We start from the raw sequence: 15,662 nt of genomic DNA, 5'->3' as shown, positions 1-15,662 counted from the left end.
TCGCCCTCCCTTTCGTCCGCACCGAATTACCGGAGCGAGGCCGGACACTGAGAAGAGGGAGAGACCCCCCTGCCTACGATCGGGCCGAACATTCCCCCACTCAGCAGTTCTGCGGTAATTCGGCCGAAAGGGCAGTCGAGCGCGATGACGAACCAGCACCAGTCCGAATCGATCGGGACGCGCCGTGCACGGAGCGAGGACATCGCGGTCGTAGGCCTTTCCTGCCGCCTGCCCGGAGCCGGGGACCCGGAGGCCTTCTGGGAACTGCTCAGCACCGGCACGTCCGCCATCACCCCGGTCCCGGCGGACCGCTGGCAGTCCGCGACCGGCGACGCCGCGCCCGACGGCACCGAACCGGGTCTGCGGCGCGGAGGCTTCCTGGAACGCGTCGACACCTTCGACGCCGCATTCTTCGGCATCGCCCCGCGTGAGGCGCGCGTCATGGACCCGCAGCAGCGCCTCGTGCTCGAACTGGCCTGGGAGGCACTGGAGAACGCCGGGATCGTCCCGGCCACCCTGCGCGGCAGCCGCACCGCCGTCTTCGTCGGCACCCTGCGCGACGACTACGCCGCGCTGCTCTACCAGCACGGCGCCCGTACCGTCACCCAGCACACCATGACCGGCGTCAACCGCGGCGTGATCGCCAACCGCGTCTCCTACCACCTCGGGCTGCGCGGCCCCAGCCTCACCGTCGACTCGGCCCAGTCCTCCTCGCTGGTCGCCGTGCACCTGGCGTGCGAGTCCCTGCGCGCGGGCGAGTCCGACGCCGCCATCGTCGCCGGGGTCAACCTCAACATCCTCGCCGAGGCCGCGGTGGCCGGGGAGCGCTTCGGCGGGCTGTCTCCCGACGGCACCACCTACACCTTCGACGCCCGCGCCAACGGCTTCGTACGCGGTGAGGGCGGTGGCGCCGTCGTCCTCAAGCCGCTGTCCCGTGCCCTCGCGGACGGCGACGACGTCCTCGGAGTGATCCACGCCAGCGCCGTCAACAACGACGGCGCCACCCCCGGACTGACCGTGCCCGGCCAGGAGACGCAGGAGCGAGTCCTGCGCGAGGCGTACGAACGCAGCGGCCTCGACCCCGACGCCGTCCAGTACGTCGAACTGCACGGCACCGGCACACCGGTCGGCGACCCCGTCGAGGCCGCCGCACTCGGCGCGGTGCTGGGCACGGCCCGCTCCGGCGCCGGTCCGCTGCGAGTCGGGTCCGCGAAGACCAACGTGGGCCACCTGGAGGGCGCCGCCGGCATCGTCGGCCTGATCAAGACCCTGCTGGCGCTGCGCCACCGCCGTCTGCCCGCCACCCTCAACTTCGACATCCCGAACCCGGCGATCCCGCTGGCCCAACTCGGCCTGGAGGTACAGCGCGAGACCGGCGACTGGCCCGCCCCCGACCGGCCGCTGATCGCCGGTGTCTCCTCGTTCGGCATGGGCGGCACCAACGCCCATGTCGTACTGGGGGAGGGGCCGGTGACACCGGGAGGCGCCTCCCCCGCTCAGCGGCCCGCCGACCCCGAGGCGAACGGCGCGCTGCCGCCCTTCACCTCCGAGGCGAACGGCGCCCTGCTGCCCTGGGTCGTCTCCGGACGCGGCACCGCCGCCCTCGCCGCCCAGGCCGACCGGCTGCGTGCCGCCGTGACCGCCGAACCCGGGCCCCGGCCCGAGGACATCGGCCGCTCCCTGGCCACCACCCGCACCGTCTTCGACCACCGGGCCGTCGTCCTCGCCGACGACCCCGCCGGCATGGTCGCCGGCCTGACCGCCCTGGCCGAGGGCCGGCCCGCCGCGCAGGTCGTCACGGGCGCCGCCCGCCCGGGCACGACGGCCTTCCTCTTCACCGGGCAGGGCGCCCAGCGCACCGGCATGGGACGCGAACTGCGCGACGCCTTCCCGGTGTTCCGCACCGCCTTCGACGAGGTGTGCCAGGCCTTCGCCCCGCTGCTCGACCGGCCCCTCGCCGAGGTGGTGGACTCCGGGAGCGGCCTGGACGACACCGCCTGGACCCAGCCCGCGCTGTTCGCCGTCGAGGTCGCCCTGTACCGCCTCGTCACCTCCTGGGGCGTCACCCCCGACCAAGTGGCCGGGCATTCCATCGGCGAGATCGCCGCCGCCCATGTCGCGGGCGTGCTGTCCCTCGACGACGCGGCCCGGCTCGTCGCCGCCCGGGGCCGCCTGATGCAGGAACTGCCCGCCGGCGGCGCCATGGTCGCCGTCGAGGCCACCGAGGACGAGGTGCTGCCCCTGCTCACCGCGCAGGACGGGCCGGTGGCCGTCGCCGCCGTCAACGGGCCGCGCGCGGTGGTGCTCTCCGGCGCGCTCGACAGCGTCACGGCCGTCGCGGAGCGGTTCGCCGCGCAGGGCCGCAAGACCCGCCGTCTCACGGTCAGCCACGCCTTCCACTCGCCGCTCATGGACCCGATGCTGGAGCCGTTCCGCACGGTCGTGGAGCAGCTGACGTTCCACGAGCCGCGGATCCCCGCCGTGTCCACGGTCACCGGCACCGCCGTCGAGCCGGGCCAGTGGACCTCGCCCGCCTACTGGGTCGAGCAGGTGCGCCGCCCGGTCCGCTTCCTCGACGCCGTACGCACCCTGGAGAGCCTGAGCGCCGCCACCCTGCTGGAGCTGGGCCCCGACGGCGTCCTGACCGCGCTGGCCGCCGCGAGCACCGGCGACAGCGAGGCCACCGCCCCGGTCGCCACGCTCCGCGCCGGGCGCTCCGAGGTCCGCTCCCTGCTCACCGGCGTCGCCGCCGCCTTCGTCCGCGGCACGCCCGTCGACTGGGCGGCCGTGCACGCCGGCGGCCCGGGCCGCCGCGTCCCGCTGCCCACCTACGCCTTCCAGCGCGAGCGCCACTGGATCGACGGCCCGGCCGCCCCCGCCGCGCAGGCGGCGGCACCGGTCCTGCCGGAAGCCGAGGCCACCCCGCCCCCGGCCGCCCCGGCCCCCGACGCCACCGCCCTCGTGCTGGAGCGGGTCGCCGCCGTCCTGGAGCACACCGACGTCGGGCGCGTCGACCCGCACGCCGCGTTCAAGGATCTCGGCTTCGACTCCCTGATGACGGTCGAGCTGCGCGACGCCCTCGCCGCCGCCACCGGCCTGAAGCTGCCCAGCGGCCTGCTGTTCGACCACCCCACCCCGGCCGCCCTCATCGCCCACCTCACCACCCTCCTCGCCGGTCCGGACACCGCCGCGCTCACCGAGGACCGCGCGGGCGGCACCCCCGACATGGCGCACGAACCCATCGCCATCGTCGGCATGGCCTGCCGCTACCCGGGCGGCGTCACCTCTCCCGAGGAACTGTGGCACCTGGTCGCCGACGGCCGGGACGCCATATCCGGCTTCCCCGACGACCGGGGCTGGGACAGCGGCCTGTACGACGCCGACCCCACGCACAGCGGTCACAGCACGGTCCGCGAGGGCGGCTTCCTGCACGACGCCGCCCTGTTCGACAACGAGTTCTTCGGGATCTCGCCCCGCGAGGCCCTCGCCATGGACCCGCAGCAGCGCCTCCTGCTGGAGACCGCCTGGGAAGCCGTGGAGCGGGCCGGCCTGGACGCCGCCGCCCTCAAGGGCAGCCGTACCGGCGTGTTCGTGGGTGCCACCACCCTCGACTACGGACCCCGGATGCACGAGGCCCCCGACACCGTCGAGGGGCACCTCCTCACCGGCACCACGCCGAGCGTCATGTCCGGCCGTATCGCCTACCAGCTCGGGCTGCTCGGCCCGGCCGTCACCGTGGACACGGCCTGCTCGTCCTCGCTGGTCGCCCTGCACATGGCGGTGCGTTCGCTGCGCACCGGCGAGACCAACCTGGCCATCGCGGGCGGCGCGACCGTCATGTCGTCGCCCGGCATGTTCGTGGAGTTCTCCCGCCAGCGCGGCCTGGCCGCCGACGGGCGCTCCAAGTCCTTCGCCGCGTCCGCCGACGGCACCTCCTGGGCCGAGGGAGTCGGCCTCCTCGTCGTGGAGCGCCTCTCGGACGCGATCCGCAACGGGCACCGGGTGCTGGCGGTGGTCCGGGGCAGCGCGATCAACCAGGACGGCACGGGCAACGGCCTGACCGCCCCGGTCGGCCCCTCCCAGCAGCGCGTCATCCGCGACGCCCTGTCCGACGCCCGTCTCACCCCCGCCGAGGTGGACGCGGTGGAGGCGCACGGCACGGGCACGCGGCTGGGCGACCCGATCGAGGCGCAGGCGCTGCTGGCGACGTACGGCCAGGACCGCGAACAGCCTTTGCTGCTGGGGTCGTTGAAGTCGAACATCGGGCATGCGCAGGCCGCCGCCGGTGTCGGTGGTGTGATCAAGATGGTGCAGGCGATGCGGCACGGTGTGCTGCCGCGGACGCTGCATGTGGACGAGCCGTCGCCGTTCGTGGAGTGGGACACGGGCGCGGTCGAGCTGCTCACCGAGGAGCGTGAGTGGACCGCCCGGGACGGTGTGCCGCGGCGTGCGGGTGTGTCGTCGTTCGGGATCAGCGGGACCAACGCGCATGTGGTGGTAGAAGAGTTCGTGGCAGCGGAGGAGGCCGCGGCGGTCGAGCGGCCGGAGCCGTCCGGGCCGGTTCCGTTCGTGCTGTCGGCGCGGGACGAGGGGGCGCTGCGCGCCCAGGCCCAGCGCCTGCACGACGTCGTCACCGAGAGCGGCACGCATCCCGCCGACCTCGGCGCGTCCCTCGCCGTCACCCGCACCGCCCTGCCCCGACGTGCCGTCGTCACCGCCACGGACTCCGACACCCTCCTGGCCGGTCTCGCCGCCCTGGCCCGGGGCGAGGAGACCCCGCAGGTCGTCACCGGCAGCGCCGCCGGCGCGGGCCGCACCGCCTTCCTGTTCACCGGGCAGGGCGCCCAGCGCGCCGGCATGGGCCGCGAACTGTACGCCACGTCCCCCGTGTTCGCGGCGGCCCTCGACGAGGTGTGCGCGGCCCTCGACGAGCACCTCGAACTGCCGCTGCGCACGGTGATGTTCGCCGACGCCGACAGCGAGCCCGGCCGGCTGCTGCACCGCACCGCCTACACCCAGCCCGCCCTCTTCGCCGTAGAGGTCGCCCTGTTCCGGCTCCTCGCCCACCACGGCACCACACCGGACCTGCTCGCCGGACACTCCATCGGTGAGCTCGCCGCCGCCCATGTCGCCGGGGTGCTCTCCCTCGCCGACGCGGCCCGGCTGGTCGCGGCCCGGGGACGGCTCATGGAGGCGGCACCGGCGGGCGGCGCCATGATCGCCGTAGAGGCCACCGAGGCCGAGATCGCCGCCGACCTGGAGAAGACGGCCGACCGCCTCGACCTCGCGGCCCTCAACGCCCCCGACTCCCTCGTGATCTCGGGCGACGAGGACGCCGCCGAGCAGCTGGCCGGACAGTGGCGCGCCCGCGGCCGCCGCACCCGCCGGCTCCAGGTCAGCCACGCCTTCCACTCGCCGCACATGGACGACGTCCTGGACGAGTTCCGCGCCGTCGCCGAGAGCCTCACCTTCCACCCGCCGCGCATCCCGATCGTCTCCACGGTCACCGGCGAACTCGCAGCCCCCGACGAGCTGACCTCGCCCGAGTACTGGGCGCAGCAGATCCGCCGGCCCGTACGGTTCGTCGACGCCGCCCGGGCCCTGCACCGGCACGGCGCCACCGTGTTCGTCGAGACCGGCCCCGACGCCGTGCTCGCCCCGCTGACCCGGACCGCGCTGGCCGACACGGACGCGGTCACCGTCCCGCTGCTGCGTGCCACGCGCCCCGAGGGCGAGACCTTCCTCGCCGGAGTCGCAGCGGCCTGGGCGGGCGGCGCGCCGCTCGCCGCCGAGACCTTCCACCCCGGCGCCCGCCTCGTCGACCTGCCGACCTACCCCTTCCAGCGGGAGCGCTACTGGCTCGCGCCCCGACAGCCGCTCGACGCACGGGGACTGGGTCTCGACCCGGCCGGGCACCCGCTGCTGCACGCCTCGATGGAACTGGCGGGCAGCGACGGGCTGGTGCTCACCGGCCGCCTCGCCGTCGCCGACCAGCCCTGGCTCGCCGACCACGCCATCGCCGGCACCGTCCTCGTGCCCGCCACCGCGTTCCTGGAACTGGCCCTGGCCGCTGGGGGCCGCTTCGGCATCGACCAGATCGACGAACTGACCCTGGAAGCCCCCCTGGAGCTGCCGGAGCAGGGCGCCGCACGCGTCCAGGTCGCCGTCGGCGCACCGGACGCCTCCGGCAACCGGCCCGTGGAGATCCACGCCTGCCCGGAGAGCCGCCCGGACGCCGAGCAACCGTGGACACGGCACGCCTCCGGCACCCTCGGCGGCACCCCGTCGACCGGACCCGACCTGCGGCAGTGGCCGCCCACCGGCGCCGACGAGGTGCCCCTGGACGACGCCTACGAGCGCCTCACCGCACTGGGCTACGCCTACGGCCCGGCCTTCCAGGGCCTGACGCGCCTGTGGCGCACGGCCGACGCGCTGTACGCCGAGGTCGCCCTGCCCGAAGCGCACAAGGACGGCGCCGACCGGTTCGGACTGCACCCCGCCCTCTTCGACGCGCTCCTGCACCCGGTCGTGCTGCACGCCGCCGGGGACGGCACCTCGGCGGACACCATCCGGCTGCCGTTCGCCTGGTCCGGCGCGTCCCTGCACGCCGGCGGCGCCGACACCCTGCGGGTGCGGATCGAGCCCGGCGGGTCCGGCACCTATGCCCTGCACGCCGCGGACGCCGTCGGCGCACCCGTCATGAGCGTGGAGTCCCTCGTCCTGCGCCCGGTCGCCAAGGACCGGCTCCGCTCCGCACCGCGGCTCCACGACGCCCTGTACACCGTGGAATGGACGCCGGTCGCGGCACCCGAGGGCGACGCCCCGCACGTCGTGCAGGCCTCAGACCTCACGCAGCTGGACGCCTCGGCCGAGGTGGTGCTCGTACGCGCCCCCGCCGGTGACGAAAACGGCGACGTGGTGGCCGGCGCCCACCACACGACGGCCCTCTTCCTGCGCCTCGTGCAGGACTTCCTCGCCGACGAGCGCCTGACCGACGCGCGCCTCGCGGTGCTCACCCGGGGCGCCGTGGCACCCGCGCCCGGCGACCTCGTCCCGGAGCCGGCCCAGGCCCCGCTGTGGGGCCTGCTGCGCAGCGTGCAGTCCGAGCATCCGGACCGGGTGGTCCTGATCGACGCCGACCTGTCCACCGACGACCGGCTCCTGGCCGCCGCTGTCGCTTCGGGTGAGGCGCAGGTGGCGGTGCGGTCGGGTGGGTTGGTGGTGCCGAGGTTGCGGCGGGCTGCGCACGTGGAGGGTGGTGCGGTCTCGTGGAGTGAGGGCCCGGTGCTGGTGACGGGCGGTACCGGTGGCTTGGGCGCCGTGGTGGCCCGGCACTTGGTGATGCAGCACGGGGTGCGTTCGCTGGTGCTGGTGAGTCGGCGCGGTGAGTCGGCGCCCGGTGCGGGGGAGTTGCGGTCGGAGCTCGAGGCCGCGGGTGCTTCGGTCACTGTGGCGGCGTGTGATGTGACGGACCGGTCGGCTCTGGCGGGGTTGCTGGCCGGGGTGGGTGAGCTGTCGGGTGTGGTGCATACGGCGGGTGTGCTGGACGACGTGACGGTGGAGGGGCTGACCGCTGAGCGGTTGCACTCGGTGTTGCGTCCGAAGGTGGACGCGGCGTGGCATCTGCACGAGCTGACCCGGGACATGGATCTGAAGGCGTTCGTCCTCTATTCGTCGGTGTCGGGTCTGCTGGGTACGGCGGGGCAGGCGAACTATGCGGCGGGCAACGCGTTCCTGGACGCGTTGGCGGCGCACCGCCGGGCGGCCGGACTGGCCGCGACCTCCCTCGCCTGGGGCCTCTGGGACGGCACCCACGGCATGGGCGGCACCCTCGGCGACGCCGACCTCGCCCGCTGGACGCGCCAGGGCATCAGGACCCTCACCCCCGAGCATGCCCTGGCCCTCTTCGACGCGGCCCTGGCAGGCGACGACGCGCTGCGCGTCCCCGTGCTCTTCGAACCGCGTGCACTGCGCGCCGATTCCTCACCCCTGCTGCGTGACCTGGCCCCGGCACCCCGCTCCCGGCGCACGGCCGCACGCGCCGCCGACGCGGGCACCGAGGGCACCACCTGGGCGCAGCGGATCGCCGCCCTGCCGCAGGAGCGGCGCCGCGAGACGGTCCTCGACCTCGTCCGCGGCATCGTGGCCGGCGTCCTCGGCCACACCGACCCGCAACGCCTCGACCCCAAGCGCGCCTTCAAGGAGAGCGGCTTCGACTCCCTCGCCGGCGTCGAACTGCGCAACCGCCTGAACAACGCCACCGGACTGCGGCTGCCCGCCACCGTCGTCTTCGACCACCCCACGCCCGGCGCGGTCGCCGACCACCTGCTCACCCGGATCGCGGACACCACCGCCCCGGCACCGGCCCGCACCGCACGGCCCACCACCGCCCATGACGAACCCATCGCGATCGTGGGCATGGCGTGCCGCTACCCGGGCGGTGTCGCCTCACCGGACGACCTCTGGCGGCTGGTCACCGAGGGCGGGGACGCCATCAGCGAGTTCCCCGCCAACCGGGGCTGGGACCTGGACGGCCTCTACGACCCGGACCCCGCCCACACCGGCACCTCCTATGTCCGGCACGGCGGCTTCCTGCACGACGCCGACCGGTTCGACCCCGCCTTCTTCGGCATCCCACCGCGCGAGGCGACCGCCATGGATCCGCAGCACCGGCTGCTGCTGGAGACGGCCTGGGAGGCCTTCGAACACGCCGGCATCGACCCCACCGGACTGCACGGCTCGGACACCGGCGTGTTCACCGGCGCCATGTACGACGACTACGCGTCCCGCCTCGCGGCGAGCCCCGAGGAGTACGAGGGCTTCCTGCTCGCGGGCAACCTCTCCAGCGTCGTGTCCGGCCGGCTCTCCTACACCTACGGCTTCGAGGGCCCGGCCGTCACCGTCGACACGGCGTGCTCGTCGTCGCTGGTCGCCCTGCACCTGGCGGCGAACGCGCTGCGCAACGGCGAGTGCTCACTCGCCCTCGCCGGCGGCGTGACCGTCATGGCGGGACCGCACGTCTTCGTCGAGTTCTCCCGCCAGCGCGGCCTGTCCCCCGACGGCCGGTGCAAGTCCTTCGCGGCGGCGGCCGACGGCGTGGCCTGGTCGGAGGGCGTGGGTCTGCTGGTGGTCGAGCGCCTGTCGGACGCCCTGCGCAACGGTCACCAGGTGCTGGCGGTGGTCCGGGGCAGCGCGGTGAACCAGGACGGCGCCTCGAACGGCCTGACGGCGCCGAACGGACCGTCGCAGGAGCGCGTCATCCGCCAGGCGCTGGCCTCGGCCGGTCTGTCCCCCGCCGAGGTGGACGCGGTGGAGGCGCACGGCACGGGCACGCGGCTGGGCGACCCGATCGAGGCGCAGGCGCTGCTGGCGACGTACGGCCAGGACCGCGAAGAGCCTCTGCTACTTGGCTCGTTGAAGTCGAACATCGGGCATGCGCAGGCCGCCGCCGGTGTGGGCGGCGTGATCAAGATGGTGCAGGCGATGCGGCACGGTGTGCTGCCGCGGACGCTGCATGTGGACGAGCCGTCGCCGTTCGTGGAGTGGGACACGGGCGCCGTCGAGCTGCTCACCGAGGAGCGTGAGTGGACCGCCCGGGACGGTGTGCCGCGGCGTGCGGGTGTGTCGTCGTTCGGGATCAGCGGGACGAACGCGCATGTGGTGGTCGAGGAGTTCGTGGCGCCCGAGGAGGTCGCCGTCGAGCGGCCGGAGCTGCCGGGGCCGGTTCCGTTCGTACTGTCGGCGCGGGACGAGGGGGCGCTGCGCGCCCAGGCCCAGCGCCTGCACGACCACCTCGACAGTCACCCCGAGCAGTCCCTCGCGGACCTCGGCTGGTCCCTCGGCACCCGCCGGGCCCGGCACAGCCGCGGTGCCGTGGTGGTCGCCCGGCACCGCGCGGAACTGCTCGACGGACTCGCCGCGCTGAGCCGAGGGGCGACCACCCCGGCCGCGGTGCGCACCCCCGCGCCCTCGCGCGGCAAGACCGCCTTCCTGCTGACCGGGCAGGGCGCCCAGCGCCTGGGCATGGGCCGCGAACTGTACGCCGCGTCCCCGGTGTTCGCGGCGGCCCTCGACGAGGTGTGCGCCCACCTGGACCCGGAACTCATGCGCCCGCTGAAGTCGGTGCTCTTCGCCGCCGAGGACAGCGCGGACGCCGCGCTGCTCGACCAGACGGCGTTCACCCAGACCGCCCTGTTCGCCGTGGAGACCGCGCTGTTCCGTCTCGCCGAACACCACGGCCTCACCCCGGACTTCCTGCTCGGCCACTCGATCGGCGAGGTCACCGCCGCCCACCTCGCGGGCGTGCTCGACCTGCCCGACGCCTGCGTTCTCGTGGCCGAGCGCGGCCGGCTGATGCAGGCCGCACGCGAGGGCGGCGCCATGGCGGCCGTCGAGGCCGGAGAGGACGCGGTACGCGCCGCGCTCGCCCCCTACGGCGACCGGGTCGCGGTCGCCGGTGTCAACGGGCCGCGCGCCACGGTCATCTCCGGCGACGCCGACGCCGTGGACGAGCTCACCGCCCGGTTCAAGAAGGACGGCGCACGGGTCAAGCGCCTCCCCGTCAGCCACGCCTTCCACTCGCCGCACATGGACGAGGTCCTGGACGAGTTCCGCGCGATCGCCGCGGACCTCGTCTTCCACGAACCGCGCATCCCCATCGTCTCCAACGTCACCGGCGGACTGGCCACGGCCGAGGACCTCGCCTCGCCCGACTACTGGGCGCGGCACATCCGCGAGGCCGTCCGCTTCCTCGACGGCGTACGCCTCCTGGAGGCGGCGGGGGTCACCGAGTGGCTGGAACTCGGCCCCGACGGTGTGCTGAGCGCCCTGGTCGCCGAGTCCCTGGAGCAGGCCTCCGGGGTCGTGACCCCGGCCCTGCGCAGGGGCCGTCCCGAGCCGGAGGTGTTCGCCGCCGCCCTCGGCACGCTGGCCGCACGCGGCGCCGACGTCCGCTGGGACACCGTCTTCCCCGGCGCGCACGGCACCGACCTTCCGCTCTACCCGTTCCAGCGGCAGCGCTACTGGCTGGACGCGCCCACCACCGTCACGGACGCCGCGGGCTTCGGACTCGTGGCGGCCGACCATCCGCTGCTCGGCGCCGCCGTCCCGCTGGCCGACCGTGACGAACACGTCCTCACCGGACGCCTGTCACGCGGCACGCACCCCTGGCTGACGGAGCACACCGTGGCCGGCACGGTGCTCGTGCCCGGCACCGGACTGCTCGAACTCGCCCTCCGGGCAGGCGAACAGCTCGGCGCGACCACCGTCGAGGAACTCACCCTGGCGGCCCCCCTGGTACTGCCCGAGCGCGGCGGCGTGCACCTCCAGGTGTCCGTCGGCGCCGAGGACACCGACGCGACCCGCCCGGTGCGCATCCATGCCCGGCCCCACGGCGACCCCGGCCACGACGGGACCTGGACCCTCCACGCCTACGGCACCCTGAGCGCCCGCACCGGCACCGCCGAGGAGGCGCTCACGGTCTGGCCCCCCGCCGGAGCCCGGGAGATCGACCTCACCGGCGCCTACGAGCGTCTCGCCGAGCGGGGTTACGCCTACGGGCCCGCGTTCCGCAACCTGCGCCGGCTGTGGACGGTCGGCGACGACCTCTGCGCCGAGGTCGCCCTCGACGACGACCAGCGCACCGAGGCACGCCGGTTCACCCTCCACCCGGCACTGCTCGACGCCGCCCTGCACCCGCTGCTTCCGGGCGTCGCCGGTGACGAGGGCCGGCCGCTGCTGCCGTTCTCCTGGGCCGGAGTGAGCGCGACCGCCGCCGGCGCGTCCGTGCTGCGGGTCCGGCTCGCCGGAGCGGCGGCACCGACGGCCGCGAACGGCGGCTCCACGACGGTCGCGCTCACCGTGGCCGACGGGTCGGGCGCACCGGTGGCCGACGTGGCGGAGCTGACCCTGCGCCCGCTGTCCGCCGAGTCGCTGCGCGTCGCGGACACCGGCTCCGCCGACGGCCTCCTCAAGGTCGAGTGGACCCGGCCGGCCGCCGCGGACGCCATGGCCGACCTCTCCACCTGGGCCGTCCTCGGCCGAGCGTCGGACCTCGGCCTGCCGGACCGCACGGTCCGCTCCTACGCCGACCTCGCCGAGCTGGCCCGAGCCGTCGACACGGGCGCACCCGCACCCGAGATCGTCGTCGCCCCCCACTTCTCCGCGCCCGCCGGCGACACGCTGCCGGGCACCGCGCGGGAGGCGGCACACCGGGCACTCGTCCAGGTGCAGGAGTGGCTCGCGGACGACCGGTTCGCACGCGCCCGCCTCGTGGTCACCACGCGGGGCGCCGTGGCCACCGCGGCCGACGAGGACGTCACCGACCTGGCACACGCCCCGCTGTGGGGCCTGCTGCGCACGGCCCAGTCCGAGAGCCCGGGCCGCATCCAGCTCCTGGACCTGGACGCCACGGACACACCTGCCCTCACGGCCGCTGTCGCTTCGGGTGAGGCGCAGGTGGCGGTGCGGTCGGGTGGGTTGGTGGTGCCGAGGTTGCGGCGGGCTGCGCACGTGGAGGGTGGTGCGGTCTCGTGGAGTGAGGGCCCGGTGCTGGTGACGGGCGGTACCGGTGGCTTGGGCGCCGTGGTGGCCCGGCACTTGGTGATGCAGCACGGGGTGCGTTCGCTGGTGCTGGTGAGTCGGCGCGGGGAGTCGGCGCCCGGTGCGGGGGAGTTGCGGTCGGAGCTCGAGGCCGCGGGTGCTTCGGTGAGGGTGGCCGCGTGTGATGTGACGGACCGGTCGGCTCTGGCGGGGTTGCTGGCCGGGGTGGGTGAGCTGTCGGGTGTGGTGCATACGGCGGGTGTGCTGGACGACGTGACGGTGGAGGGGCTGACCGCTGAGCGGTTGCACTCGGTGTTGCGGCCGAAGGTGGACGCGGCGTGGCATCTGCACGAGCTGACCCGGGACATGGATCTGAAGGCGTTCGTCCTCTACTCGTCGGTGTCGGGTCTGCTGGGTACGGCGGGGCAGGCGAACTATGCGGCGGGCAACGCGTTCCTGGACGCGTTGGCGGCGCACCGCCGGGCGGCCGGACTGGCCGCGACCTCCCTCGCCTGGGGCCTCTGGGAGGAGACCAGCACCATCACCGGCCACCTCGCCGAAGCGGACCTGCGCCGCCTGGCCCGCTCCGGCCTGCTGCCGCTGGCCACCGACGACGCCATGGCCCTCTTCGACGCCGCCCCGGCCACCGGTGAGAGCGTCCTCGCCGTCACCCGGCTCGACACCCGGGCGATCCGCGCCCTGGGCGACCGGGTGCCGCCCCTCCTCGCCGGACTCGTCCGCGGCAGCAGCGCCCGCCGCCCCGCGCTCGCGGGCGACGCCCCCGCCGGCCGCAGCGAGGGCCAGGGTCTCGCCGAGCGGCTCGCCGCCCTGTCCGCGCCCGACCGGGAACGGGCCCTGGTGGACCTCGTCCGCGGCCGGGTGGCCGCCGTCCTCGGACACGCCGACCACACGGCGGTCGACGCCGACCGGCCCGTCCAGGAGCTCGGCTTCGACTCCCTGACCGCCGTCGAGCTGCGCAACCAGCTCGCCGCCGAGTCGGGACTGCGGCTGCCGACCACCCTGGTCTTCGACCAGCCCACGCCCAGGGCGCTCGCCACCTACCTCGGCGACCGCCTCACCGTCGAGGAGACCGCGCCGGACGAGCCGGTGCTCGCGGAACTGGCCCGGCTGGAGGCCGCCATCGAGGCGGCCGCCACCGACGCGTCCGCCCACGGCCGGATCACCGCCCGCCTGCGGGAACTCCTCGACGCCGCCGACAGCGCGGCCGGCACCCCGGCGGGGACCTCGGCCCAGGACCGCGACGACGACCTGGACTCGGCCACCGACGACGAACTGTTCGCCCTCGTCGACGAGCTGAACTGATCACCACACCGCCCACTTCGACACCGATCACCACACGACACACGGGAGTTGACACACCATGGCGGGCGAGGACAAACTCCGCGACTACCTGAAGAAGGCCGTCGCCGATGCCCGTGAGGCACGCCGGCAACTGCGGGACATCGAGGACAGGCGTCACGAGCCGATCGCGATCGTGGGCATGGCCTGCCGCTACCCCGGCGGCGTGTCCTCGCCCGACGACCTGTGGCGTCTCGTGGCCGACGGCACCGACGCCGTCGGCGGCTTCCCCGGCAACCGCGGCTGGGACGTGGACGGCCTCTACGACCCGGACCCCGACCGCACGGGCACCTCGTACGCCCGCGAAGGCGGATTCCTCTACGACGCCGACCGGTTCGACCCGGCGTTCTTCGGGATGTCACCGCGCGAGGCCATGGCGATCGACCCGCAGCAGCGGCTGCTGCTCGAGACGGCCTGGGAGGCGTTCGAACACGCCGGCATCGACGCCATCGCGCTGCGCGGCTCGGACACCGGCGTGTTCGCGGGCCAGATGTACAACGACTACGGCTCACGCCCCCACCTGCCGCCGGAGGACTTCGAGGGATACCTGTTCAGCGGCAGCGCCGGCAGCATCGCCGTCGGCCGGCTCTCCTACACGTACGGCTTCGAGGGCCCGGCGGTCTCCGTCGACACGGCCTGCTCATCCTCGCTGGTCGCCCTGCACCTCGCGGTGAACGCGCTGCGCAACGGCGAGTGCTCGCTCGCCCTCGCCGGCGGCGTCACGGTGATGTCGACACCGGTGGCCTTCCTGGAGTTCTCCCGCCTGCGAGGTCTCTCACCCGACGGCCGGTGCAAGTCCTTCGCGGCAGGGGCCGACGGTGTGGCCTGGTCGGAGGGTGTCGGTGTTCTCGTCGTCGAGCGACTGTCGGACGCGGTGCGCAACGGGCACCGGGTGCTGGCGGTGGTGCGGGGCAGTGCGGTGAACCAGGACGGTGCGTCGAACGGTCTGACGGCGCCGAACGGGCCGTCGCAGGAGCGCGTCATCCGGCAGGCCCTTCACAACGCCCGTCTCACTCCGGCCGACGTGGACGCGGTGGAGGCGCACGGCACGGGCACGCGGCTGGGCGACCCGATCGAGGCGCAGGCGCTGCTGGCGACGTACGGCCAGGACCGCGAAGAGCCTTTGCTGCTGGGATCGTTGAAGTCGAACATCGGGCATGCGCAGGCCGCCGCCGGTGTCGGTGGTGTGATCAAGATGGTGCAGGCGATGCGGCACGGTGTGCTGCCGCGGACGCTGCATGTGGACGAGCCGTCGCCGTTCGTGGAGTGGGACACGGGCGCGGTCGAGCTGCTCACCGAGGAGCGTGACTGGCCGGCGCGGGAGGACGCGCCGCGCCGCGCGGGTGTGTCCTCCTTCGGATTCGGCGGGACCAACGCGCACGTGATCCTCGAAGAGGCCCCGGCCGCCCCGCCCGCCGAGACCACCGGCGCCCGCGCCCTGCCCGCCCTGCCGTGGCTCCTGTCCGCCCGCACTCCCCAGGCGCTCACCGCCCAGGCCGAACGGCTCCACGCCTTCGCCTCGGCTCCCGGCGCCCCCGACCCCCTGGACATCGCCTACTCCCTCGCCACCACTCGCGCCGCCCTCCCGCACCGCGCCGCCGTCGTGGGCGCCGGGCACGCCGAACTCCTCGACCGCCTCCGCCACCTGACCCCGGTCAGCCCTTCAGGCGGTGGTCTGGCGGTGGTGTTCTCGGGTCAGGGTGCTCAGCGGGTGGGGATGGGACGGGAGTTGTATGCGGCGTTTCCGGTGTTCGCGGGGGCGT

Annotated in this window: 2 protein-coding genes; both read left to right on the top strand. The window is 74.6% G+C overall.

Features of this window, described 5'->3' with window-relative positions; translation table 11 throughout:
- Positions 1 to 144: 144 nt before the first annotated feature.
- Positions 145 to 13,863, top strand: a complete 13,719-nt coding sequence (locus ACIRDU_RS27220) for a type I polyketide synthase (RefSeq protein ID WP_403583843.1) — start codon at positions 145 to 147, stop codon at positions 13,861 to 13,863.
- Between the two features lie 88 nt (positions 13,864 to 13,951).
- Positions 13,952 to 15,662, top strand: a 1,711-nt coding sequence (locus tag ACIRDU_RS27215; protein ID WP_403584233.1) for a type I polyketide synthase, incomplete at its 3' end; no start/stop codon positions are given.

Source organism: Streptomyces sp. NPDC093598, from assembly GCF_044764825.1.
Taxonomy (GTDB): Bacteria; Actinomycetota; Actinomycetes; order Streptomycetales; family Streptomycetaceae; genus Streptomyces.
The sequence above is the reverse complement of the archived record's forward strand: the minus strand, read 5'-3'. Positions and strand labels throughout refer to the sequence as shown.